The sequence below is a fragment of the Rhodanobacter sp. UC4437_H4 genome (genome assembly GCF_052978425.1).
On record NZ_CM129673.1, the window covers coordinates 1,633,450 to 1,658,890 of the forward strand.

Genomic DNA, 25,441 nt, shown 5'->3' on the forward strand with positions numbered 1-25,441 from the left:
GGACCACGCAGCCGCTTTTGCAGCCCGGAAGATTTCTGCCACCCACGCTCCTTGGCAATACGGTTGCGATTATCACCGCCCGACCCGCGACGATTGCAAGCGGTGGCGCAGCACGCGTTGCCCTGCATGGCCCGAACCCGGACAATGCGGCAGGGTATCGTGCGTCGATGACGCATCGAAGACGCCACCCTTTCCCGCACTGCAGGAGTTCGCCATGAGCGAGCGCGAAACCATGGAATACGACGTCGTCGTGGTCGGTGCCGGCCCTGCCGGCCTGGCATTCGCGATCCGCCTGAAGCAGCTGAAGCCGGACACGAGCGTGTGCGTGATCGAGAAGTCATCGACCATCGGCGCGCAGATCCTCTCCGGCGCGGTGATCGAGCCGCAGCCGCTGGATGCCCTGCTGCCCGGCTGGCGCGACAACCCGCCGCCGATCTGCGTGCCGGCCGGCAAGGACGAGTTCTGGCTGCTGTCGAAAACCGGCGGCACCCGGCTGCCGGTGCCGCCCGGCATGCGCAACCACGGCAACTTCATCGTCTCGCTGGGCGCGCTGTGCGCGTGGCTGGCCCCGCAGGCCGAGGCGCTGGGCGTGGACGTGTTCCCCGGCTTCGCCGCCGCCGACAACATCTACAACGAGGACGGTTCGGTCGCCGGCGTGCGCATCGGCGACATGGGCGTGGCGAAGGACGGCACGCACAAGCCCGGCTACACCGAGGGCATCGACATCAAGGCCAAGCTCACCGTGCTGGCCGAAGGCGCCCGCGGCAGCCTTACCAAGCAGCTGGTCAAGCGCTTCGGGCTCGATGCCGGCAGCGATCCGCAGGGCTATTCGATCGGCATCAAGGAGCTGTGGCAGCTACCCGCCGGGCGCGTCACGCCCGGCAAGATCGTGCACAGCATCGGCTGGCCCGCCGACACGCATACCTATGGCGGCAGCTTCCTCTACCACCTGGACAAGGACCGCATCGCGCTGGGCTACATCAGCGGCCTCGACTACAGCGACCCGAAGTACCAGCCGTGGGAAGCGTTCCAGCAATGGAAGAACCACCCGAGCGTGAAATCGCTGCTGGAAGGCGGCACCATCCTCTCGGCCGGTGCGCGCGCCATCGTCACCGGCGGCTGGCAGTCGCTGCCGAAGTGCGAGATGCCGGGCGCCATCCTGATCGGCGACACCGCCGGCCTGCTCAACGTGCCGAAGATCAAGGGTACCCACCAGGCGCTGAAGAGCGGCATGCTGGCCGCCGAACACCTCGCCGCCAGCGGTCTCGACGCCACCGGCTTCGACGCGAAACTGCGCGACTCCGAGGTGATGGCCGAGCTGAAGAAAGTGCGCAACGTCAAGCCCGGCTTCAAGAAGGGCCTGTGGTTCGGCCTGCTCAACGCCGCCTGGGAAACCGTCACCGCCGGCCTGTCGCCGTGGACGCTGAAGAACAAGGCCGACTGGTCCACCCTGCACAAGCTCGGCGAATGCGAAGAGCCGAAGCGCGACTACGTGCAGCGCACGCTGCCGCCGCGCGACCGCCTCGCCGGCGTCTACTTCGCGGCCACCGAACACGACGAGGATCAGCCGGTCCATCTGCACGTGGCCGACACCGACATCTGCGCCACGCGCTGCGTGGAGGAATACGACAACCCCTGCACCCGCTTCTGTCCCGCCAACGTCTACGAGATGGTGGCCGACGAAACCCAGCCACACGGCAAGCGCCTGCAGATCAACTCCGCCAACTGCGTGCACTGCAAGACCTGCGACATCAAGGACCCGTACGAGATCATCACCTGGGTCACGCCGGAGGGCGGCTCGGGGCCGAATTACCAGAACCTGTAGGCGCGGACCCGGGGGTAATCCGGTCGCACCCGATCAGAAGAGCCGGCGGGCAGTGCCCGCCCTACGGCGATCACGATATAAGGCCGCGCGACAATCGTAGGGCGGGCACGGCCCGCCGCTCTTGTCTCGACATTCGATCAAGAGCCGACAACACACGGGATCAGCCAGGAAGGTCGACCGGTGCTTCGCCTTGACGACCGCGCATGCCGTCGACCAAGCCGCGCAGCATGCAATGCAGGTTGCGCCGACGCGGCCCGATCAGCACGCCGAACAGGAACAGCTTGACCACCACCCGCGGCACGTCCTGCGCGACCCACGCCCGCGGCGTGTGCGCCATCCGGTACAGCCGCACCCGGTTGCGCATCATGTAATACAGGCGCAGCGGCCCATGCACCACCACCTGGCCCAGCCCGAGCGGCAAGGCGCGGCGGGTGTCGCCGAGGCGATGGCGCATGGTGGACGCGCAAACGCCGTGCAACGAGTAGCCCCGCGCGCGCGCGCGGAAGCTCCATTCCAGGTCGACGTTGTCGATGAACAGGCCCGCATCCATCGTGCCGATCCGGTCGAGCGCGGCCAGCGGAATCAGCATGCCCGAGCTGATCAGGAAATCGCAGGCGATGGTTGGCGTCGAACCATCGCACCACAGCTTGCGATTGAACGGAAACCCGATGCGCACGAACGGCGCGGCGCGACGCTCGCGCATGTCGTGGAAGCGCGGCCCCACCGCCGCCACCGGTCCGGCCAACGACAACTCCTGCAGCGCGCGCAGCAGCGCGACCACCATCCCTTCAGCCGGCTCGCTGTCCTGATCCAGCAGCAAGACGTGGCGAAAACCGTGATCGCGCGCCCACGCGATGCCGACGTTCTGCGCGGCGGCGAGACCGAGGTTGCGCGATTGGCTCAGCATCGCTCCGCCTTGCGCAGACAAGCGCCGGCCCAGCACCTGGTTCCAGTCCCCATCACTGGCGTTGTCGACCAGAACCACCGCACCGACCTGCGGCACGACCGCGTCTACCAGTCGCACCATCGCGTCCGGTTCAGGGCGGTAGCTCACCACCACCGCGCACACGTCGCCGACGGTCGCATCAGTCATGGCGCAGCAGATCCCGCAGCACCGATCGGATGCCGGTACCGTAACGACGATAAAAACCGCCGCGCGCCTCCCGCAGCACGGGCAACCACCGACGCCAGCGCGGCAAGCGGCCGATCGCCACCCGCCGCTCGAAGTGGGTTCGCTTGTCACGCACCTGCGCGGCACGGTCGCGACTGCCGTGAAATTTCGCCTGCACGAGAAAGTCCTCCAACCGCCGCAGGCGCTCTGCCTCATCAGCCAGCAAGCGCCCGCGCGAGAGCAGCAGATCCCGCCACTTCATCGCCAAGGTGCGCTTGCGCATGCCGATCTGGTTGGCGCCGTGCTGGCGGTAGTCGATCAAGGGCAGATCGATGGAATCGACCCGGCCGACCGCGGCCGCCACCGCGGCCAGCCATTCGTCATGGATCCAGCCGGGGGCCACGGGCAGCGCCGTTGCCACCAGATCGCGCCGCAGTGCGGCCGTCGCGCCGGTCACGAAGCTGCGGCGCAGGACCACGTCGAACGCGTGCCCGTCGTGGATGGCTTTCCGCTCTTGCGCCGTCATCTGCAACGCCTCGAACAGCGAGCAGCCCAGCGAATGGCCCCCGGCATCCACCAGCCGCGCATCGCCATGCAGCAGAAGCAATGACGGGTCTTGCTCGAAACGTTCGGCCATCAGCGCCAGCTTGTCGGCCCGCCACACATCGTCCTGGTCGCACAGGAACAGCACGTCGCCCTGCGCCGCACGCAGTCCCGCCGAGAAATTGTCGACGTAACCCAGGTTCTCCCGGTGGCACAATAGCTGCACCTCGATGCCGGCATCCCGTGCCCGCGCCGCAAACGCCTGCAGCATGGCCACGCTGGCATCGGTCGAACCGTCGTCGCCGATCACGATCTCGTCGGGCAGGCGCGTCTGTGCCAACAGGCTGTCCAACTGCGGCTGCAGATAGACGGTGCCGTTGTAGGTGCAAAGCACGATGGAAAGTCGCAATCGCGTCATGGTCGCTCGTTGGCGCGGAAAGCCAGGCGGACAGCGAAAGCGATGCCGCGTTGCGAGCACCTTCATTGCCGGCAGGCCCACAGCCCGGGGATACATGCATTCTATAGTGTCGATGCGCCGCGATCTTTCATGAGCCTCGCCCGGCTCCACGGGCGGGCTGCGTGGTTCACGGAGCAAGGCATAACCCGCCCGTTCCGTACGCTGCCGCATGGATAGCCCGGACAGGTTAGAATGCCGGACTGATCCATCGCGCCCGGCCTCTCGGCGCCCTGCAATTCAAAGGAACAGCTGATGAAAATTCTGGTGGGCTACAAGCGCGTCGTGGATTACAACGTGCGCATCCAGGTCAAACCCGACGGCAGCGGCGTGGTCACCGACGGCGTCAAGTTGTCCGCCAACCCGTTCGACGACATCGCGCTGGAAGAGGCGCTGCGCCTGCGCGAGAAAGGCGTGGCCGAGGAAGTCATCGTGGTCGGCATCGGCCCGGCCGATCTCACCGCGCACCTGCGCAACGGCCTGGCGATGGGCGCGAACCGCGCCATCCACGTGGTCACCGGCGACGCCGTGCAGCCGCTGACCGCTGCCCGCGTGTTCCTCAAGCTGATCGAGAAGGAGCAGCCGGGGCTGGTGATCCTGGGCAAGCAGGCGATCGACGACGACGCCAACCAGACCGGCCAGATGCTCGCCGCGCTGTGGGATCGCCCGCAGGCCACCTTCGCCAGCAAGGTCGAGATCGCCGACGGCAAGGCCACGGTGACCCGCGAGGTCGATGCGGGCCTGGAAGTGATCGAGGCCGAGTTGCCCGCGGTGATCACCACCGACCTGCGCCTCAACGAGCCGCGCTTCATCAAGCTGCCCGACATCATGAAGGCGAAGTCCAAGCCGATCGACACGATCGAGTTCGGCTCGCTCGGCGTGGAAGCGAACGACCACCTGAAGACCACGCACTACGCCGCGCCGGCCAAGCGCAGCAAGGGCGTGATGGTGAAGGACGCAGCCGAGCTGGTTGCCGCGCTGAAGCAGAAAGGCCTGCTGTGACGCGTAGGGCGGGCACCGCCCGCCATCGCGCCGCAAAGACGAAAATCCGGCGGGCATTGCCCGCCCTACAAGAACGGTAGGAGCCCGCTTGCGGGCGATGCCCCTTCTTTCGAGACGCAGAGCAGAAGCATCGCCCGCAAGCGGGCTCCTACAAAAGAGCTTCGGAGACACACATGAGCAAGATCCTCGTCATCGCCGAACACCTCGGCGGCAAACTCAACTCCTCCACCGCGCGCGCCGTAAGCGCCGCCGCTGCGGTGAAAGGCGAAGCGATCGACGTGCTGGTACTGGCCGACAGCGTCGACGCGATCGCCGCCGAGGCGGCGAAGATTGACGGCGTCAGCCGCGTACTCACCGTCGCCCGCGCCGAGAACGCACACCCGCTGGCCGCCGTGCTGGCGCCGCAGATCGCCAAGGCCGCCGCCGGCTACAGTCACGTGTTCGTACCCTCCACCACCTTCGGCAAGGATCTCGCGCCGCGCGTGGCCGCCCTGCTCGGCGTGGCCCAGGTCAGCGATGTGATGAGCGTGGAAGCCCCGCACACCTTCAAGCGGCCGATCTACGCGGGCAACGCGATCATCACGGTCGAAGCCGACCCGGCACACACCGTGGTCGCCACCATCCGCACCGCGTCGTGGTCCGCCGCTGTCAGCGCCAGCAACAGTGCGCCGGTCGAGGCCATCACCGTCGACACCGCGCTGCCCACCCACACCCGCTTCGTCGAACTGCAGCAGGGCAAGAGCGACCGCCCCGACCTGCAGAGCGCCCGCAAGGTCGTGTCCGGTGGCCGCGGCGTGGGCTCGAAGGAAAACTTCGACATCATCTACAAGTTCGCCGACAAGATCGGCGCCGCCGTCGGCGCCTCGCGCGCCGCCGTCGATGCAGGCTACTGCCCCAACGAAATGCAGGTCGGCCAGACCGGCAAGATCATCGCCCCCGAGCTGTACATGGCCATCGGTATCTCCGGCGCCATCCAGCACCTCACCGGCATCAAGGACGCCGGCACCATCGTGGCGATCAACAAGGATGGCGAGGCGCCGATCTTCGAGGTTGCCGATTTTGGACTGGTGGGGGATTTGTTCAAGATTGTTCCGGAACTGGAAGCTGCGATCGGCTGATCGAAGCGAAGGCATTTATATCTCCCGACTTGCCGGTCTCATGATCCGAAACAACAACCCTATGTCCACTCCAAAAACCATTGCACCGGACTCACCCGTAATTTCGGTGGTTTCGCCAGTTTACGGTTGCATCGGCTGTCTGGAAGAACTCGTCGACCAGCTTGATGCAGTGATATCAAGCATGGGGCTCAGCTTCGAAATCATTCTTGTTGACGACGCCAGTCCAGATGACGCATGGCCACGCATCCTCGAACTCACAAGCATCAGGCCCTGGCTACGGGGAATTCGCCTTGCTCGCAACTTCGGCCAGCATTCTGCCATCTCGGCCGGTATTGAACACGTACGTGGCGAGTGGGTTATCGTGATGGACTGCGACCTACAGGACCCGCCCAGCGCTATTCCCGACCTTTACGCCAAAGCGCAGGCTGAAAACCTCGACGTGGTTTTCGCGCAGAGGCGAAATCGCAAGGACCGCTGGTTGAAGCGATTCTCTTCGTGGCTGTTCTTCCATCTTTTGAGTTGGCTGACGGGAACACCTCAAGACGCATCAACCGCCAACTACGGCATTTTTCATCGACGCGTCATCACCTCAGTTTGCAGGATGCCTGAACGAGACCGGTCGTTCCCATTGATGGTGAAATGGGCAGGCTTCAAGCGCGGTCTTCTTCAGATCGAACATGCTCCCCGGACAAGTGGTGCGAGTGGCTATACGTTGCGAAAACTCCTGCGCTTGGCGACCAACATCGCGCTGGGCTATTCCGAAAAGCCGCTGAAGCTGGTTGCTGGCAGCGGCATCGTATGCGCCATGATCTCTTTCGCCATGGTTGCCGCTGCCATCTGGTCGTGGCATGAAGGCAACATTCAGGTTGCTGGTTACACGAGCTTACTAGCCTCTATCTGGCTGGTCGGAGGGCTTCTGCTATTCAGTGTAGGTGTTGTCGGACTCTACGTGGGGCAGGTGTTTCGGAATGTACAGGGTCGTCCGTACTACGTCATCGCGGAGGATACCTCGCGATGAACTTGTCCGGCTTTCAACACAATAGCGGCAGTGATTCCATAACCGCTCGCCTCACTCCGTGGGATCAACGGGCGCTCGGCATCGTGACCGCCGAATTGACCACGTTGCGCGCAGACTCGATCGATGGCGCCACCGCCTTGCTGGAACGCGCCGAACTTTGGGCTCGGGCAAACAACGTGCGTTATCTATTCGGACGTGTTCCCGCCGATGCCTACCACGTGCGTCGTGCCTTGTCTGACCAAGGTCACGCAATGGTGGAGTGCTCGCTCACGTTGTCGCGTTCCGGATTCGCGGGGCTTCCGTCAATCCCGGCTCGTATGCGCCCCCAACTACGCCCAGCCTGCCGCCACGACTTACCTGATCTACAATCTATCGCCAATCAAGATTTCCATCATGGCCGATTCCTCGAAGATCCAGCCATCGACCGGGCGCAGGCAGTTAGGCGTACGGTCAATTGGGTGGGCGATCTGCTTGACCAAGGATTGCTTCAAACAGCGGAGTCCGACAACCGAATAGTTGGCTTCCACGCTGAGCGAATTTCGGAAGATGCAACACACGCCAACCTGATTCTGACTGGCGTCGCCGGGCGCTACGCGATGCTTGCCGTGCCGCTCTGGGTGCGCGCACTGGAACAGCTTGCCGAACGTCGCATTCAAGGCTGCTCCACCTTGGTTTCAGCCGCCAACACTGGAGTCGTGAATCTGTATGCGAAACTTGGATTCCGCTACGACTCAACCCTGTTTGGATATAGGAAGTTTCTATGAACGATGTAATGACCACTGACAAAGTCGTACTTGCGTTTTCTCAGGTTCTGGGTATTTCGCAGGAACAAATTGCCGATGACCTTCGCTACGCAAGCATTCCCCAGTGGGACTCGATTGCTCACATGTCGGTGATCTCCGCTCTGGAAGAGCAATTCGGGATCATGATTGACATGGATGACGTGATAGACATGAATTCCGTGGGGAAGGCTCGTGAAATCATCAAGAAGTACCAGTCCGCCGCCTAAAAATGCCCAACGAAATTCCCGTTGTACTCATAACAGGCGCATCGCGAGGCATTGGCCGAGCCATTGCGTCCCAATGCGCGGCGGAAGGTTGGCAAACCGTCCTGTGCGCCCGCAGCCTGGATTCACTGACGGCAGTAGTGGAGGATATTCGCGCGCTGGATGCCCCGGAGCCCCATCTCATTGGTCTTGACCTTGAAAGATGTGATGGCATTCCTCCCTTGTTCCAAGAGGTTTTCAAGCGTTTTGGTCGTCTCGACGGTCTGGTCAACAATGCCGGCGTAATGCACGAAGCACTACTCGGAATGATCAGGCCTGACGACATCGACCGGGTCCTCTCAATCAATGTCAAAGCGCCTTTGATGATGATCCAATATGCCACCCGCTTGATGAGCCGTCGCAAGGCCGGCAGTGTCGTCAACGTAGCCTCGATCATGGGCGAACGTGGAGCACCGGGATTGTCCCTCTACGCTGCCAGCAAGGCTGCGTTGGTTGGAGCAACGTTGTCGGCGTCGAAGGAGATGGCTTCAAAGGGAATTCGAGTGAACGCCATATCCCCAGGCTTCATCGCTACTGATATGACCAGAACGCTGCCGGAAGCCGCCTACCAATCGCGCCTCGAATCGATAGGCATGGGGCGCGCGGGAGCGCCTAAGGAAGTTGCAGAGCTGGTTTGCTTCCTTCTTTCCGACAAGTCGACCTATCTCACTGGCCAAGTCATCGGCATCGACGGACAAATGGTGCTTTAAAGATGGCCTTTTGGGATCTCGAACAACACCCAGCCGAGGCTGTGGCGTTGCTGCACGAAATGCGGCCGGTCAGCTATGGCGAACTGATCGTTCTATCTGATGCTGCGTCAACACGTCTGCCGAGCCACCGTACGTTTGGCTTCTTGTCCATGCCCAATGAGGTTGACTCCGTGGCGTTGTACCTGGGAGCCCTCCGCAGTCACCGTCACGTCCCCCTGTTGCTGCAACCCGACCTTCATTCGGATCTTCTCGCGAGACTGGCGGCGCACTACGAACCTGATTGGCTGGCACTCTCGCGGGAACAAAAGGCGCCGCCGAACTACTCCCCACTCCCTGTGAAAGAGGAGGGCCCCAAAGCCGGTTTGATTCTTTATCAGCGCGACGGGGACAGGTCACTAATTCCACCCGCAGACCAACTCGCGTTGCTACTGAACACCTCGGGCAGCACGGGCTCTTCCAAATTGGTGCGACATAGCGCCGAAGCTATCGCCGCCAATGCGACGTCCATTGTCGAGTACCTGGAGCTAAACGCGGGTGACCGCGCGATCACTACCATGCCGCTGGCCTATTCTTTCGGAATGTCCATACTGAACAGCCATCTGCAAGCCGGCGCCAGTCTCGTTCTCAACGATCATGCGGTCGTGAGCCGCGAATTCTGGAACTTGGCCCGCGAAAGCGACATCACTTCGTTGTCCGGTGTCCCCGCCACATTTGAAATGCTACGTAGACTCGATCTACCCAGACAACGACTGAAGAAGCTCCGAACGTTGACCCAAGCCGGTGGCCGGCTACGCGAAGCCTTGGTGGAACATTTTGACCAGCTTGCACGTCAGTTGAACCTTTCCTTCTTCGTGATGTACGGCCAAACTGAAGCCGCGCCCCGCATCAGTTATGTTCCCCCCAAACGATTGGCCGGGAAGATAGGCAGCATCGGAGTTCCGGTACCCGGGGGAGAGCTGAAAGTGGACGCGGAAACTGGAGAGCTGCTTTATCGTGGCCCCAATGTGATGTTGGGTTACGCCGAGCAACGCGCAGATCTCGCGTTGGGCGACTGCCAAGACGGTACGCTGCACACAGGAGATCTAGCGCGCGTGGACGGCGACGGCTTTTTCTATCTGACCGGACGCGCCAAGCGCTTCATCAAGATTTCAGGAAACAGGATCAATCTGGATGAAGTCGAAGTCATGCTGGCGCGTGAACTAAGTAAGCTATTCGCCTGCTCCGGCGGCGACGACGACCTTGTGGTGTTTACGACCATTGACAGCGTGACTGACCCCAATATGGTCAAACAATTGATTCAACAACGTTACAAGCTCTTCCACAGCCATATCCGCGTATTGAGTCTGGAAGAGTTGCCTTTGATGAGCACAGGAAAGATCGATTACGCATCCTTGCGCGAGAAGAGTCAGAAGCGGAGCTCGACATGACGACTCGCACAGACCCATTGGATACTGGCGTATTCGAACTTGATCGCGCAAGCAAGCGCCCATGGCTATTTCAAGGATTGCGTGAACTTCATGAGGTCCACTGTGAGAAGTGCCCCGAATACGCTCGAATGATGGACGCACTCTGGTCGAGTGGTGGGGACGCTTCAGACATTGAGCACTTGCCTTGGCTGCCGGTGCAACTGTTCAAGCATCTGGATTTGAAGAGCATACCTACTGAATCGATAAGTCGCACGCTGGTTTCGAGCGGTACCACAGGTGCGGCGGTGTCCCGCATCATCCTCGACGCAGATACCGCCCGACAGCAGGCCAAAGCACTGACGCGAATCTTTGGCCATTTTGCTGGTAACAAGCGGATGCCGATGCTGGTGGTCGATGAAGATGGGTTCCTGCGCGACCGCAAACGTTTTAACGCCCGTGCAGCAGGCATCCTCGGGTTCTCGAACTTCGGGCGGGACCACTTCTACCTGCTGGATCAAGATCTGAGGCCGAACTGGGATGCCCTCGATAACTGGCTCGCTGCTCACGAGGAGCAACCTATTTTTCTGTTCGGGTTCACCTTCATTTTGTGGCAGTCGCTGGTCATGGCCGCTCGTGCTGATGGTCGGACCTTCGGTTTCCCCGCCGGCAGTATCCTTGTCCACGGTGGCGGTTGGAAAAAAATGGAAGAGCGCAAGGTCGACAACCATGCGTTCAAGGCTGCATTGCAGGAAACGTTCGGCATTGAAAGGGTACATAATTACTACGGCATGGTCGAACAAGTCGGGTCGGTGTTTTTTGAGTGCGAGCACGGCCACCTCCATGCCCCAGCATATGCCGATGTTATTACTCGCGACCCAATGACTTTGCTTCCGGCACCGTTTGGCATGGAAGGCGTCCTGCAGGTTTTGAGTCTGCTCCCACGGAGCTATCCCGGGCACAGCTTGTTGACCGAGGATCTCGGCATCATTCACGGTGAGGACGATTGCGCCTGCGGCCGCCTCGGCAAACACTTCAGTGTCTTGGGTCGACTCAAGAATGTAGAAATTCGCGGGTGCAGTGACACTCGCACGGTACCTGGCGCATGACGACTCTACTGTTTACCACTTCCCCGGATCATGACCTCGCACGCCAAGTAAAGCGCCTTCGAGAGCTATCACCGCTGTCGCCGTTCGCCCCCCACACTATCGACTTCGTTCGCGAATTCTCGCGGCGCATCTTGCAACTACCCGAGCTCCGCCAATTCCCTGAATTGGCCACGTTGGCGCATTGGTTCCGTCCAGCGGCAATCGAACACCTATCCCGACTAGCAGTGGCCGGCAGGGACCAGGATGTCACCCTCGCCCGCGGTCTCGTATTCCACCTGGCCCCTGCCAACGTCGACGTATTGTTCGCTTACGCGTGGCTGATGTCCGTGCTGTCCGGCAATGGAAACCTTGCGCGCCTTTCACAAAAGCCCAGTGCGCAGCGGGATGCGCTGATCCGTATCCTGCGCGACATGTGCACCAACGGCGGACATGAGCAAGTCCTCGACCGTACCGTCCTGCTCACCTATCCACATGACGACAAGATCACAGCCTCGCTGTCGCTCTGCTGTCATGCCCGGATTATCTGGGGCGGTGACCAGACCGTCACCCATATTCGCTCCATCCCACTAGCGCCACTCGCAGTGGAACTCGCCTTCCCAGATCGGTTCGGCGTCGCTGCGTTCAATGCTCGATGCTTTGCAGACTTGGGCGAAGATGAATTGGCGGAACTCGCGCGCCGCTTCTGCAATGACACTCTATGGTTTGGTCAACAAGCTTGCTCTTCACCGAGGACGGTATATTGGATTGGCGAGCCGGCGGCAGTGGAAGTAGCGCAGACACGGTTCTGGCCGAAAGTGAACAACGCCGCTACCAGCCATGACGACGAACCCGCGGCTCTCATGGCTCGTGCAACCGACGCGCACATGATGGCGGCCCAAGGCATTCCGCTGAAGCTGTCTGGATCACTCAGTCAGTTCCCCTTACGCCTGTCGGCCCCTTGGGCGGACGACAAGATGCGGGAGAAACAGTCTGGTCACGGTCTGTTGATAGAAGTTGCCTTGCCAGAACTATCCGCGCTAGCTCCACAACTCGATGATCGCGATCAGACCTTGGTACACCATGGATTTGATCCAGAGCAATTGCGCCAATTCGTTTGCGCCCTACACAATCGCGCAATTGATCGCATCGTTCCGCTGGGTCGAGCGCTGGATTTCCATCACGTCTGGGATGGTACCGACCTATTGGGTACACTCACCCGCCGAATCGTCTGCCCAACACGCTGATATGGCCTACTTATTCATTGCGCTTACAATTCTTTTGACCGTCTACGGCCAATTGATACTCAAGTGGCAGGTTGATCTGAACTCTCAGCTGCTGGCTACACCGATAAAGCCGCTCAATGTAGTTATCCTGCTCCTCAAGCCTTGGGTAATTTCCGCGTTCGTCGCGGCATTTGGTGCCTCGATTTGCTGGATAGCAGCGATCAACAAGCTCCCTATCAGTCGAGCCTACCCGTACATGGCGATCAACTTTTTCCTGGTTGCCTTGCTGGCTAGTGCATTTTTCCACGAACGAATTGACAGCTACAAAATCGTCGGAACCGCCATCATTATGCTTGGTGTGGTCGTACTGTCGCGTTCAGCCACCTGAAATCAAATTGTTCACCATTCTTCCGAGGCTCACCTTGATCCCGTTCAACAAACCCTACATGACAGGCCGCGAACTCTGGTACATCTCTCAGGCGCACGCGAATGGGCACTTGTCCGGAGATGGTCCATTCACGAAGAAGTGCCATCAGTGGCTGCGCGATCAGAGTGGCGCACACATGGCACTTTTGACGCACTCGTGCACGGCCGCGCTGGAAATGGCGGCGCTTCTACTGCGACTACAACCGGGCGATGAAGTCATTCTGCCTTCATATACGTTCGTGACAACTGCCAGCGCCTTCGCAATGCGTGGTGCCATACCCGTGTTCGTGGACATTCGTGCCGACACACTCAACATCGATGAAACAAAGATCGAATCAGCCATTACGCCTCGAACCAAAGCCATTTGCGTGGTGCATTATGCGGGCGTCGCGTGCGAGATGGACGCAATTCTCGCACTCGCCGCCAAACACGGACTGAGAGTAGTCGAGGACGCAGCACAAGGCATCATGTCCAGCTACAAGGGCAGGCCGCTCGGATCCATCGGTGACCTCGGCGCCTATAGCTTCCATGAAACGAAGAATGTTATCGCGGGCGAAGGTGGCGCTCTGCTATGTCGAGATCGACATTTCGCCGAGCAGGCAGAAATTGTTCGCGAAAAGGGCACCAATCGCAGCCGCTTCTTCCGCGGCCAGGTGGACAAATACACTTGGATTGACCTTGGTTCCTCCTATCTTCCTGGCGAAATCACCGCAGCCTTCCTAGCCGCACAAGTCGAAATGGCCGAGAGTATGACTGAGCAACGACTCGCCATATGGGATCGCTACCACGAATGGGCGAAACCGTATGAAGACAACGAGATGCTACGTCGCCCTACCGTCCCTTCACATTGCCTCCACAATGCGCACATGTACTACATCTTGTTGCCGAATCTTGAATCACGAACGCAGTTCATTGCCAACATGCGCGAGCAAGGCGTTCAATGTGTCTTTCACTACATTCCCCTTCACTCCTCGCCCGCGGGGCAGCAGCTTGGGCGGACCGCCACTCATATGAATGTAACCGACGACATCAGCGACCGCTTGGTCAGATTGCCGCTCTGGCTTGGTCTGGAGCCATATATGGACCAGGTGATGGAGGCGGCCGACAAGGCGCTCACCAGTAGTAGTTGACGACCACAAACCACACTTGAGTACATTCTCGGCACACTCCGTTGACACGTGGCGCGGGCTTCTCTGCGTATGCATTTGAAGTTGCCGGCCGATCTTTGCTTGTCTAACTCACCAAGCAATTTATCTCTCCACTGATAATGGCAACTCGACAAAAACTCCATATGAGCGAGCCAATGCGATCAAAAACCCCAGAGTTGACCACACAAATATTGGTTTTCGCGCTTGTTCTTTTCGTTTTCCTTTACGCCACATCGCAACTAAGCGCGCCCTATATCAGCCATGACGACTGGGACTTTTTGGCTCCTTCAAGCTGGGGGCTAGCATACTCGACGCCTTGGGATAAGACTCTGACTGAGGGTCGATGGTTGAGTTATTTGTGGTACCAAGCAAGTGTCCTTCTCACGCCCAAAAGTTCGTATTTATTTTTTATCGTTTGCTATTTTTTTCTCGCTTGTTCTGTGACTTGGCGCACCGCCAAGCCACGCACGTTCGCTTTGTGCGGACTGGCTATTTTTTTCTCGCCAATGCTAGGCCAACTTTCGCTTTGGCCTACCGGCATGGTTTGCAGCGTTTTACTCTGCGGACTGGCATCATGGATAATCACACGTGCCGAGGCGCGTTTTGCTATCGGCGTCCTCTTTGTAGCGACTATCCTCCTCGTTCTGACATACCCGCCACTCGCAGCTGTTGTGCTACTAACGGCTGCGCTAAAAACGTCCGACGCCTCCATTCGTGGAAAAGTCTATATAGGTACAGCCTATGTATCCGGCTTTGCTGCTGGATCTATCCTTATTTTCATCCTGAACTTTATTTTTCATGACTACTTTGGAGTCAAGGTTGCCTCTTGGCGAAACCCTCGCCCACTCCACGACTTGACTGACCTGCTCGCCAACTTGACGCTGTACATTCAATATTGGACTGAATTACTCCATAGCTATTGGCTGAGTATCATTTGCGGAGGGTTCGCCGCACTCACACTGTTGTACAAGGAAACAACTCGAAGTAAAGCAATTTCGATTCTGCTCGCCATCGTCTTGATCTGCGGTATCGAACTTGGTATCACCCTGGTCTCAGGCACCGCAATGCCAACCCGGTCGGCGATCTGGTTATGGCTTTCCACTTGCCTCCTTTGCGCACTGCTCGCTGGGGAGGCACCACTTTTCCACCGATACGCCGGATCGGTTCTTTTAGCTGTACTGGTATTCGCGGGAGGGACCAGCTGGTGGAACCTCTACCGTCAAAACCAGCCCGCGGCTGAGTACCAAGCGCACTTGGCCGCGTGGATCCAGCAATACCAAGCCATGACAAACATCTCCGAAGTCACTGTCGTAGGTGACCCGCGCCGAGTTCACGATTTACACAGCCTTTGGCCGCAAAATGCAATGCCAGCATTCAGAATGTCTATGCTGAAGCGTTACGGTATCAAGATAAACGAATGCTCCATGGAATTTTGCGAAAGGATTCAGAGATACCTGGAGTCTAATGACATTCAACCAACCCCACTTCTTGTACTGGACGGTAAACTAGCGTTGGTATTTGATCGCAATGGTACTGGCGGCTATTACGAACGGAACTACCCTACCGCTGCCGAAGAATCTGCGCTCAAGCTCAGTTACCCACTGTTTCTTCCCTATGGAGCTGATTCGGTACGAATTACTCCATTTTTTCCTGAGACCAGTAAATCACCCGTATCCGTGAAGCTGGCGCCAAACAACGCCGGATATACCCTAAGATTCGAGGGAACCACCTGTGCATTTCCAGTGGAGTACCGGCTCGTAGGCAAGTCCGGAGAACGATTGGCTACTGGTGAATTTCAGGAACCTGCCGCAGTTGAACTACCACAATGGACCTCAATCGCGGGTATAGGCATACTTAGTTTGCGGATGGCTAAGGGCGCCACGAACAACTACGCTTGTAACGTCGTCGTCACGAGAAGGTGAAGCGAGCTCACGTAGCAGGGCCGCCATCGCTGAACATCAGAAGTCGCAGATCACTCTACCTTCCAGATCAAGAAGTGAATGTTATTTCTTTTTGACGACAATATTGCAACCAAAGTTATTCTTCGCACTATCGCTCATGTGCAAGCTCAGCACCGCCACACCTTTGTCTGCGCCCCAGCCAGCCAGCGTCATAGCCTCTCCCTTGTACTCGCCGCTCACCAATTCCTGACCATCAGCCGACCTCAACGCGTAGTCGATGGGGAACGCACATTCAGTGCCTTCGGACGTCAGGCCATATCCGGGCTCGTTCGGCGCCAACTTGACTGACACCGGGCGAGTGCTGGCACCAGGAAAGAACGCGGTGATACGCGCTGAATCCGGTCCGTAGGCCAGGAACACGGGATAGTCCAACTTCATTGCCGCCTCTTCGCTCGCGGACGGATAATCCCTCTGGACCGCACCTTGAGCTATCGGCGCCGCTTGCACTGCAGCTGCACTGGAATGTGCATCAGCAGGGCCGCCACCCGCCGGCGCCTCCTGGCCACCGCTGCAAGCAGCGAGGCCGACTGTCAATGCGGCGAGCGCAACAACTGACTTGATGGAACCGTTCATGCCTGATCTCCTGGAGTGATGATGGCAACCAAGCTCTGGTCGCCGTAAATTGGTCAATGCGAACAAGCCAATACACCGATGCAGTGCATTGCGCGAATCATGCCGCGTGGTGTTCGAGGTACGAAAGAAGCCGCTTGATGTAGGACACGGGCCGCTGGCAGCACCGCCATCGAGTCGCGTTGCGTTGACACGGGATGCACCGCATAATTCTCGGTCATGTCGACAATTACCATTTGGACCTCGTACAGGCCGGTTATCGTAGCGCTTTTGGGGGCAAATCTGTCGGGTAGATCTGAACGAAATCGAACCCATCCGCTTCCCCACCGAAGCAACCGCCAGCTCTGCCGTACTTGTAAGCTTTGAACACGGCGCATTGGTTATCTCGAGTGCCCGCGCAGACGCGATCCTGATTGAAAACACCTGAACCTTGTCGACGAGCAAGGTCATATCATCGTGGAGAAATGAATGAAAGTTCTGGTCACTGGGGGCACCGGCTTCATCGGGTCGCATACCTGCGTCGAGCTGCTCGAACGTGGCCATGAGGTGTTCATTCTCGACAACCTGTCGAACAGCAAAGCCGACGTGATTGAGCGGATTGCCCATATCAGCGGTCGCAAGCCGCAACTCACGATCGGTGACATTCGTGACAAGGAAGCGGTGGGTCAGCTCCTGAGCAGTGCACGCATTGAGGCAGTTATCCATTTCGCTGCACTGAAAGCAGTGGGTGAGTCCTGTGAGCAACCTTTGCGTTATTTCGACAACAACATCAGTGGGACTTTGGGCCTGCTCCAGGCCATGCAGGCCACCGGCACCAAACATTTTGTGTTCAGCTCTTCGGCGACGGTCTATGGTGAACCGGATGCCTGCCCCATTCCCGAAACAGCGGCCACCCGCGTTACCAATCCTTATGGCCGCACCAAACTTGTCTGCGAGCAACTCATATCTGACTTGACGTCGGCAGATCCAGACTTTCATGCGGCAACCCTGCGCTATTTCAATCCGGTGGGAGCCCATCCGTCCGGCCTGATCGGCGAAGATCCCGCCGGCATCCCCAACAATTTGATGCCATATGTCGCCCAGGTCGCTGCCGGCCAACGCGAGTATCTCCAGGTCTTCGGAAACGACTATCCCACCTGCGATGGCACCGGCGTACGCGACTATATCCACGTTGTCGATCTGGCCATTGCCCACGTCGACGCGCTGGATTACCTCTGTCGAGAACAGCAGAGCCTTACCGTGAACCTCGGCACAGGACAGGGATGCAGCGTCCTGGAAGTTGTGAGGGCGTTCGAAGCTGCCAGTGGTCGACCAGTGCCCACGCGGATCGTTGCACGCCGCCAGGGTGATGTCGCGACTTGCTACGCCGATCCTGCACGGGCCCATCTCTTGCTGGGTTGGCGGGCCGAGCGCGATCTCGGCCAGATGTGTGCCGATGCCTGGCGCTGGCAAAACTTCCGCGCGCACGGCAAGCCAAGCTGACAACGGGAGAGCCTGGCTCAAACTGCAGATGCCGAACGGCCTCGACCAGGTTCACCGGGCACAAACGGCGGGCTGGGCCAGAATCCAGGCGAAACTCACGCGTGCGCTGAAATCGCACCGCGAAGCGTGACGTCGCTCTGCATCGTGGGTGCGTGCGCAGAGCTACCGATTCGCTTTGGCTAATCGGCCGCATCCAGCCGCTGGCGGGTGAATACATACATCGGGCTCGTGTTCTCGAACTGCTCGCCCGGCGGATGGTCGACAGGCATGAAAACCAGCCGGTAGTCATCACGTCGCAAGAACGCCCGATAACCGAACGGATGCGTTGGACTGATTCGCGCCGCGAACTCCGACAAAAACTGGTCGTAAAGCTCCACGACAATGGCGCGCGGGGGTGATTGTAGAAGCGTCGCACAAGCTCCTTCCAGAGCATCGATCTCTGCACCCTCGATATCCAGTTTCCAGATATCCGTAGCACCATGGGCGTCGCTCAGGTCGTCAATAGTGCAGACTTCGACCTCGTGTGTCGCCGGAATGTCTCCAAATACTCCCGGAAACAGGGCAATCATTTCGGGCTTGATGCTTGACCCTTGATTGTGTGTTGCCGAGACGGTGATGCTGGTGCGCCCGGCTTTGGCCGAAATGGCAGACTGGATAGGTTCGATCGAGGGGAGCCCCAGTTTCTTCAGGCGATCGAAGAGTTCTGGCACGGGTTCCACGGCCAGTACCTTGGACGCCCCCACCTGGATGAGTTCCAGTGCCGTGAAGCCGATGTTCGCGCCAGCATCCAGGACGCGGTCACCCTCATGAACGAGCACCCGGAAGATCTCGCTGTCAATGTCCGACTGTGGGTAACGAACGTTCATCAGCAACTTTGCCGCATAGCACCGTTCATGCCTGTTTCTCAGGTCAAGGACGATGCTTGAGCCCGGGAAATCGAACGTGACATATCCCGTTTGGCGCAGAAAGGGCTGAAGATCGTCGATGTGCATTGTTCACTCGCTGGGCCAAAGGGTGCTGCAATTATCCGTTGCCGCACCTGCGTTTCAGGAAACGGCGTGAGCGGGCGGACTTACGATGTGTTCCTGGCGACGCGGATCCGAGACCAGCGGCCGCACCAGCGGTCAAGCCACCGATAACTCCGGCGCCCCCCCCGATTTCATTTCGTCTGGAACCAGTCGCCGCTCATGTGGGCACGCGACGGCTTGTCTCCCGAACCAAAACGAATTTTTCGTGAGAGAGTGCGCAGAACGGTGGTTCAGCGTATTCGATATGTCAAAGATCGTCTCGATCGCCGCTGATCAGTCGACTCGCTCGCACCTCCGCGTCTGTAGTCGCGGCGCCGCAGGTGTGCGCCACGCACGACCCGCTCGACTCCACCACTTGTTGGCTCACTCACCGGCATTGACCTAGCCAAATGCTGGCGAGCTTATGTCGGCCAAAACTTGGGGACAGGGCCATAGGATACCGGCCCAGTACCGTTAGCATCGCAGCGGCGGCGCGAACGTGACGGTCGGTCGTGATGGCCAGCCATGACTGTTCTATCCCGACATGCCTCAACGTCGCCGGAATTTTGCGAGCAGCCGCCCGAGAAGCGAACGCCATGACTGTGGCATGGGTACTTTGCGTCCTATTGTCTGCGCGGCGCCGAAGAGTCCCACCGTTCCCGCCGAATTGAAACGACCGGTCTTGACGAAACGGGCAACGCCTCTGAACAACCGCGTCCAGCGCCAGGAGCGGCTGCGCAACACGTCCTGCATGCGCGTGGCAAGTTCATTTTCCCGCGCCGAGAGGTCCAGCAGTGCCGCTTGTGCCCGCAAGCATTCGTCACGAAAGTAGCGTGCGTCATTGCCCACGACAGTAAGTTGTTCACTATGGGCCTGTAGGCGTTCGGACAAGTCCCGCTCACGAGACAAGGCTGCTTGCAGATCTGCGTCGACTCGGGCCAACTGACCGCGGAAATAACGAGCGTCCTGACCGACGATGCTCAGTCGGTCATTGCAAGCTTGCAGTCGCAGGGACAACGCGCGCACTTGTGCCAACGGACCCAACGTGGCGAAGGAGGACTGAACGCCTCCCCTGCCATCCTGATCCGCATGTTTACCTGTCGTGGAGGCCCGCTCGTCGGAGGCGTGACGGCGCAAGTCAACTTCCCCGACTGTGCCGTTGCACGCCTCATCAAGCTGCCACCGTCTGGCGACGAGCGTCACGATGAAATCACCAAAGACCGTGTCGAGACACCCGTTTCCGTGAACGCTTATGCGCGAGAGTCGCCCCAAGTCACCAACCAAACACAGTCCCAGTTCCCGGCTCAGATCCGGGGGTATCGGAGACTTGGTGGCAAAGACCAGAGCGTCAGCATTTTGTTTCAGGCGGAGCGCCGGTACTTCCCTCCTCATGGAAGCCACGTCCACTGCACACAATGCGACGGTCGCGGGCGCACTCATTGCCTTGCCCCCTGAAACCGGGCCGACACGCGGACCGGTCTCATCGAGCTGTCCATGGTCGAAATCTCCGCCCATCACCAGTGCTTTCGGACGTGCCGCCGCAAGCAGTTCGGCGCTCGTGTCGTCTGCGTACAGATAGACTTGCATGGAGTTCAAGCGAGCTCCCTTGCCCCGGCCTTGCACAGAGCAAAGACTTCGGCCACACGTGCCGAAAAGGCTGCTGCTCCATGCTGGGTGTCGACAAGCCGGCGACCGTTGGCCGACATCAGTGCAGCCGCCTCCCGGTTTTCATAGAGCTCGCTCACTGCGCGGGCATATCCATGCACAAGACAGTGCTCGTCGCCTCCTTCGATCAACCAGCCGGTGACGTCGGTCTTGACGGCTTCTCCAATGCCTCCGACATTCGGGGCGATAACCGGCAAGCCCGCAGCCAAGGCTTCGAGCAGGATGTTGGGGAGGCCGTCGTAACCGCTGGTGTACAGAAATGCATCGTACGACCCGACGGGAAGCTCATGGAACCCGGCAAAACTTCCGCGGTACTTGATGCCGGACGACTCAGTCTGAAATACGGCCTCGGGATCAATACCCGCGTCCGGACTGCCGTATGCATCAATGGCGACGTCCAGGCCTCGCTCCTTCAGGAGCCGGGCAATGGACGGAAGCAGCTCCGGGCACTTTTGCGGACAGATACGCGATGCCCAGAGCAATCGACGCCGCGGCCCAGTCGGTTCCTTGGGCGAAGAAGTCGTTTCACAGCGTGTATAGACCGTTTCGTACTTGGATTGCAGCGTCCCCAGAACCAGCTCATCAGCCCGCACGGTGGCAACACAGTCGCTCACCACTTTCCAATAACTCGGAAGGTGTCGACGCATGACCTTGATACCCCACGGACCGCGGAAAGACCTGCCTCGCCACTGCGTGATGTCGTCGCAAAAACGGTAGTAGATGGGCCTGAACCTGCCCGCAAGCACGGAGGCATACGCATCGAACAGGCGGTGCCCGAACACCGACGACTTGATATGCAGCCGGGCCCCCTCCACCGACACGGCAAGCATGGCCCTCATCACCATCGCATCGCGGCAAGAATCGTCAAGCAGCGGAAAAGCATTGTAGACGTCAACGAAAACGGCAGACAAGGGGAGCTTTGTCGCCCACTCATGACCGTTGGTGGACTCGCCTGCGATCACCAACATCTTTGCGTCTGGCTGTTGCTCTGCAATTTCATCCAGGATATGCAGGATGTACTTTTCCGCTCCGCCCGGCTTCAGCCACGGCAACAGCACAATATCGGTAAATTGTTCGCTGCCCAGCATTCGGTAGAAACTCTCCAGCTGCATGCCCCAATGCTTGCGATTCCACGGCAACGGACAATAGCTGTGCGCCGACTCCACCCTCGCTGGCTCTATTTCCGGTTCCAGGGAAGCTGCCTCCCGGAGATATTCAATCAGGACCCTGGACTGGAAGAAGCTCCTGGTATTGTCGCTGTCGAAGACTTGTTGACGGCGGTCCATGAACTTGTGCCAATCCCCGGCCCTTTCACGACTTGCCCGCATATCGGCCAGAAAGTGCGGCACGTCGAACAGGCGGCTGGGCGGAATCAACCGTGCCGAAGCTGCATCCGCCTGACGCAACAGGCTCCCCGCACGTTGCCGGTAGAAGAATGCCGTGCCCGGAGCAACTGCCATGTCATACCCCATGGCGCGCAACTCACAATTCATGTACCAGTCTTCGTAGGCGAATCCCGATGTCACGGGCAGATCGTCGTAGCCAATCAACTCGAAGACCGCACGGTTTACGAAGATTCGCGACACGTATGGGTGTTGATACGCAAAATCCGCAGCAGTCAGGTATTCGGAACCTACGTAGCGACAGTTGAAGTAGTTGTCGCCGAACGCACACAGATATTCCAGGAAAACCGCCACCTTGCCATGCGCATGCGACCGCGCCGTATCCAGCAACGCCACAATGCAGTTGGGCGACACCAGATCGTCACCATCCGACGTCCAGACGAACTCGCCACGGGCACAAGCTATACCTGCATTTCTGGCAAGGCCGAGGGAACCTACGGAAACCTCCACCACCTCGACGCGACAGAAGGCCGGAAGCTCGACAGAATGAAACACCTCGCGAGTGGCGTCATCCGCGCGGTCGAAAACTGCCACAAGTTCCACACTGATGCCGCGCAATCGGGCCGTCTCAGCGCACCGCTGCAGCGAGTGCAGGGTCGGCGCAAGCAGAAGCGCCTCTCGATGCATATTGAGAACTACAGTGACATCTATTGGGCCCATTTCTATTCCATCCATCGTAATTCATCCATTCTGATCCTTAACAACGTCAGCTTCCCGATGCCTGCCAACATTTGGCCTGCCAATCACTGGACGCTCACAGCGACTTCATCCACATGTATGGGCAATGACGTCCAAGTAGCTCGACGGCGTCATTGAACGCCATCACGCTCGCATGTTCGCTGCGGGCGCGGGACTCGTGTTCAACGAAAACGCGCACGACGTGCGCGACCACCGCCGATCTTCACGTTTCCGCTGAACGCATGCACTCGGCAATTTCCCCATGCATTTCACGCGTTCAGCGACACTAGCCGCTCACGGGCACATCTCCTTCAGTTCCTGCCACGCCCCCATCAGTGGTCGGCCCATCGCCATTTTCGTCCGCTTTGGTCGCGAGGTCCATCAGCTCAGACAATCTGGCGACAAAGGCTTCTCTGCGTCGTGTCCTGGTGATGTTCTCGCGCATCGCTGCGACAGCTGACGCGCGCAGCGATGGGTTCGCGACGAAACGCTGGATGGCAGCTACGTATCCTGCCGCATCTTCGCAAGACTCTACCAGCGCTGATTCATCAATGAAATCCGGAATGCCACCTACATTAGGCGCTATGACAGGCAAGCCGGCGGCAGCAGCCTCCATGAGAATGTTGGGCATGCCGTCCCACTCGCTGGTGTAGATAAACGCCACGTGATCGGGCCTGACGAGGTCATCGAAGCACTCGTAATGTCCGTGCAGACAAACGTTTGGCAGGTTGTGCAAATCCGCTATGTCAGCGGGCTGCCAGACACTTGCGCCGTAAACATCAAATCGGTAGCTCGGTAGTGCCTGGGCAATGCGCGCCAGCACGTCGGGACGTTTCTGCCTGTCAAGACGACCAGCCCACAAAAGAGCCTTGCCTTGCGCAGAACCGGCGATGCCGCCCTCGTGCACGGAATGGGGCGCCGGATACGGCAGCACCCTGAACAAGGACTCAGGCACAGCCATCTCGGCGACCCAGGTGCGCCAGGTCCTCTGGTTGTCGGTGACGACGGCCTCCAGCATTGAGTGACACCGTGGCAAGTAGGCGCGTGCATAGCCTACCGGCATGCCGCTCTCATCAAAATCATCGCAGTACAAAGACGCGTAGAGTTTCATCTGCTGGCGCAGCGCCAACCCGTTGCGAGCCACGGCATCCCATGCGAGTCGGGAGTTCATCACATGAAATACCGAAGGCCTCAGCTGCAGGAGCAGGCGAACAAGGACATCTATCTGATGTCCGGCATCAATCCCGTTCAGCCTGCCACCCATGGACAAGAACTGAACTCTTGGCGAAAGACGGCCGGCCCATGGTGAAGTGGCGTCTTCCGTCGCAAGCACAAGCACCCGTTGCCCCAGATCGTCCGCCAGCGTATTGGCCACGTGGAGCGCACCCAGGTCCGCGCCGCCCGTCTTGAGCCAAGGCACCGCAATCACGATGTCGACAGCGCTCTGAATCGCATTCCTGAGCTCGGTGTATATCTGCCCTGGCTCGTCATAGCACCAGGCTGCCGAATAGAACGAGACATGACCCAAGAGCGGCCCATCGGGATGCAGCGAAGGGTCGATATCAGCAAGTGCCAACATCTCTTTCTTTACCCAGGCTGGCAACGCCGGCGATCGCCAGGACGGCCCCATTCCGTCCGTTCCATGGCGTTCAATCAACTGCCCGGGGTGCTGCACCAGACTCCGCGCCGGGAACATGGCGCGAGCCCACTTCAGCACGCGCCCTTTGAGAGCCAGTTGCCGACGCACAGACATGCGCGACAACAGCAGCTTGTCGACAAAATGGTATGCAGCGCGGAACTGACGATACATGGCTTACAGCTGGTCAAAAAATGCAGATGGCCGAATAACAGCACTGGCCTGCTGATGCGCCACGTTCAATGACCCACCGCGTTTGCGGCGTTCGAATCGCACCGTCCCGGACGCCAGACGATGAACGAAGCCATGCGCGATGGTTTCACAATTCCAATGCCAGTCTTCGAAACCAAAGCCCGCCTCACCAACCCGGGACACATGGTAGGGACACGTTTCAAATACCCGTCGTGCCGCGAAAGCGCAAGCATTCCAGTAGTTTGAAGTGAGCAGTGCTCCCGGACGAAAGAACTCGCTGGTTTGATCAATCTGCCGCCAAAACGCATTCCATGCTCCAAACGCAACGATTATTTCCGGGTGGAGTATGTTGTTCTCACCGCCGGCCCGAAGCATTCGCACGCAATGCTTGATCCAATTTTCGGAAAAATAGTCATCTCCGTCGAAAGTGCCCACGTAACGGCTGCGGGAATGCGCAATTGCATGATTGCGACACGTTGAAAGATCTCCATAGCTCACGTGATGAATCTCGTCGCACGCACGCAGGGCCGGATGACTGGTTACAACACGCACCGTCTCGGCATCAGCCGTATCCAGGGTAATCACGAACTCTACCGATATACCAGAACGCTCGGCATACCGCCGGCAACGCTCGATCGATAGCAAGGTCTGGTGGGCAAGCACGCCTTCCTGGTGAAATGTGATCACCGCACACACGTCTGATTGTGTTGAACTTGCTGCGGCGCCAATCATT

22 protein-coding genes are annotated in these 25,441 nt (G+C 59.1%); 14 read left to right on the forward strand and 8 right to left on the reverse strand.

Translation table 11 applies throughout. The features are described from left to right. Positions 1-214 precede the first annotated feature (214 nt). Positions 215-1,825 carry a 4Fe-4S dicluster domain-containing protein gene (locus tag ACVCL3_RS07680; protein WP_447100894.1) on the forward strand — a complete coding sequence of 537 codons (1,611 nt, stop codon included), beginning with the start codon at positions 215-217 and terminating at the stop codon, positions 1,823-1,825. Between the two features lie 160 nt (positions 1,826-1,985). Here the strand turns inward: ACVCL3_RS07680 and ACVCL3_RS07685 are convergent, their stop codons facing one another. Next, positions 1,986-2,918, reverse strand: a complete 933-nt coding sequence (locus tag ACVCL3_RS07685) for a glycosyltransferase family 2 protein (protein WP_447100895.1) — start codon at positions 2,916-2,918, stop codon at positions 1,986-1,988. Further along, positions 2,911-3,897, reverse strand: coding sequence for a glycosyltransferase (locus tag ACVCL3_RS07690; protein ID WP_447100896.1), 987 nt, complete (start codon positions 3,895-3,897; stop codon positions 2,911-2,913). The genes ACVCL3_RS07685 and ACVCL3_RS07690 overlap by 8 nt, the downstream gene beginning before the upstream one ends. A gap of 291 nt (positions 3,898-4,188) precedes the next feature. Here ACVCL3_RS07690 and ACVCL3_RS07695 point away from each other — a divergent pair, with 291 nt between their 5' ends. The 12 genes from ACVCL3_RS07695 to ACVCL3_RS07750 all read left to right on the forward strand — a co-directional run bounded on the left by ACVCL3_RS07695 (position 4,189) and on the right by ACVCL3_RS07750 (position 16,036). After that, on the forward strand, positions 4,189-4,935 hold the full coding sequence (locus tag ACVCL3_RS07695) for an electron transfer flavoprotein subunit beta/FixA family protein (protein ID WP_447100897.1): 747 nt from the start codon (positions 4,189-4,191) through the stop codon (positions 4,933-4,935). A gap of 173 nt (positions 4,936-5,108) precedes the next feature. Beyond that, a complete protein-coding gene (locus ACVCL3_RS07700; protein WP_447100898.1) occupies positions 5,109-6,053 on the forward strand; it encodes an electron transfer flavoprotein subunit alpha/FixB family protein in 945 nt (314 codons plus the stop codon). A gap of 40 nt (positions 6,054-6,093) precedes the next feature. Next, positions 6,094-7,071, forward strand: coding sequence for a glycosyltransferase family 2 protein (locus ACVCL3_RS07705; protein WP_447100899.1), 978 nt, complete (start codon positions 6,094-6,096; stop codon positions 7,069-7,071). Next, complete coding sequence (locus tag ACVCL3_RS07710) at positions 7,068-7,835, forward strand: GNAT family N-acetyltransferase (RefSeq protein WP_447100900.1); 768 nt, start codon at positions 7,068-7,070, stop codon at positions 7,833-7,835. The genes ACVCL3_RS07705 and ACVCL3_RS07710 overlap by 4 nt, the downstream gene beginning before the upstream one ends. Before the next feature lie 8 nt (positions 7,836-7,843). Beyond that, positions 7,844-8,080 carry an acyl carrier protein gene (locus ACVCL3_RS07715; RefSeq protein WP_447100901.1) on the forward strand — a complete coding sequence of 79 codons (237 nt, stop codon included), beginning with the start codon at positions 7,844-7,846 and terminating at the stop codon, positions 8,078-8,080. A 2-nt stretch (positions 8,081-8,082) separates the two neighbouring features. Further along, positions 8,083-8,826: an SDR family NAD(P)-dependent oxidoreductase gene (locus tag ACVCL3_RS07720; RefSeq protein ID WP_447100902.1), complete on the forward strand. Its 744-nt coding sequence runs from the start codon at positions 8,083-8,085 to the stop codon at positions 8,824-8,826. Positions 8,827-8,828: 2 nt separating this feature from the next. Continuing rightward, positions 8,829-10,253 carry an AMP-binding protein gene (locus ACVCL3_RS07725; protein WP_447100903.1) on the forward strand — a complete coding sequence of 475 codons (1,425 nt, stop codon included), beginning with the start codon at positions 8,829-8,831 and terminating at the stop codon, positions 10,251-10,253. After that, on the forward strand, positions 10,250-11,338 hold the full coding sequence (locus ACVCL3_RS07730) for a LuxE/PaaK family acyltransferase (protein ID WP_447100904.1): 1,089 nt from the start codon (positions 10,250-10,252) through the stop codon (positions 11,336-11,338). Before ACVCL3_RS07725 ends, ACVCL3_RS07730 begins: the two co-directional genes overlap by 4 nt. Next, entirely contained in the window at positions 11,335-12,561 is a 1,227-nt protein-coding gene (locus ACVCL3_RS07735; RefSeq protein ID WP_447100905.1) for an acyl-CoA reductase, read from the forward strand. Before ACVCL3_RS07730 ends, ACVCL3_RS07735 begins: the two co-directional genes overlap by 4 nt. Before the next feature lies 1 nt (position 12,562). Beyond that, entirely contained in the window at positions 12,563-12,928 is a 366-nt protein-coding gene (locus ACVCL3_RS07740; protein ID WP_447100906.1) for an EamA family transporter, read from the forward strand. Between the two features lie 34 nt (positions 12,929-12,962). Beyond that, a complete protein-coding gene (rffA, locus tag ACVCL3_RS07745; protein ID WP_447100907.1) occupies positions 12,963-14,096 on the forward strand; it encodes a dTDP-4-amino-4,6-dideoxygalactose transaminase in 1,134 nt (377 codons plus the stop codon). A gap of 161 nt (positions 14,097-14,257) precedes the next feature. Beyond that, on the forward strand, positions 14,258-16,036 hold the full coding sequence (locus tag ACVCL3_RS07750) for a hypothetical protein (protein WP_447100908.1): 1,779 nt from the start codon (positions 14,258-14,260) through the stop codon (positions 16,034-16,036). Positions 16,037-16,117: 81 nt separating this feature from the next. Here ACVCL3_RS07750 and ACVCL3_RS07755 read toward each other — a convergent pair whose 3' ends face one another. Further along, on the reverse strand, positions 16,118-16,648 hold the full coding sequence (locus tag ACVCL3_RS07755; RefSeq protein ID WP_447100909.1) for a hypothetical protein: 531 nt from the start codon (positions 16,646-16,648) through the stop codon (positions 16,118-16,120). Positions 16,649-17,113: 465 nt separating this feature from the next. Here ACVCL3_RS07755 and galE point away from each other — a divergent pair, with 465 nt between their 5' ends. After that, positions 17,114-18,127, forward strand: coding sequence for a UDP-glucose 4-epimerase GalE (gene galE / locus ACVCL3_RS07760; RefSeq protein WP_447100910.1), 1,014 nt, complete (start codon positions 17,114-17,116; stop codon positions 18,125-18,127). Between the two features lie 179 nt (positions 18,128-18,306). Here the strand turns inward: galE and ACVCL3_RS07765 are convergent, their stop codons facing one another. The 5 genes from ACVCL3_RS07765 to ACVCL3_RS07785 form a co-directional block, all read right to left on the reverse strand. After that, positions 18,307-19,119 (reverse strand): FkbM family methyltransferase, encoded by an 813-nt coding sequence (locus ACVCL3_RS07765; protein ID WP_447100911.1) that lies wholly within the window; start codon positions 19,117-19,119, stop codon positions 18,307-18,309. 564 nt (positions 19,120-19,683) lie between these two features. Continuing rightward, a complete protein-coding gene (locus ACVCL3_RS07770; RefSeq protein WP_447100912.1) occupies positions 19,684-20,730 on the reverse strand; it encodes a hypothetical protein in 1,047 nt (348 codons plus the stop codon). Next, the gene (locus ACVCL3_RS07775; protein ID WP_447100913.1) at positions 20,727-22,877 is read right to left on the reverse strand and encodes a glycosyltransferase; all 2,151 of its coding nucleotides are present in this window, start codon (positions 22,875-22,877) and stop codon (positions 20,727-20,729) included. Before ACVCL3_RS07775 ends, ACVCL3_RS07770 begins: the two co-directional genes overlap by 4 nt. A gap of 289 nt (positions 22,878-23,166) precedes the next feature. Then, positions 23,167-24,690, reverse strand: coding sequence for a glycosyltransferase family 4 protein (locus ACVCL3_RS07780; protein ID WP_447100914.1), 1,524 nt, complete (start codon positions 24,688-24,690; stop codon positions 23,167-23,169). Positions 24,691-24,693: 3 nt separating this feature from the next. After that, on the reverse strand, positions 24,694-25,440 hold the full coding sequence (locus ACVCL3_RS07785; RefSeq protein WP_447100915.1) for a glycosyltransferase: 747 nt from the start codon (positions 25,438-25,440) through the stop codon (positions 24,694-24,696). Position 25,441 lies beyond the last annotated feature (1 nt).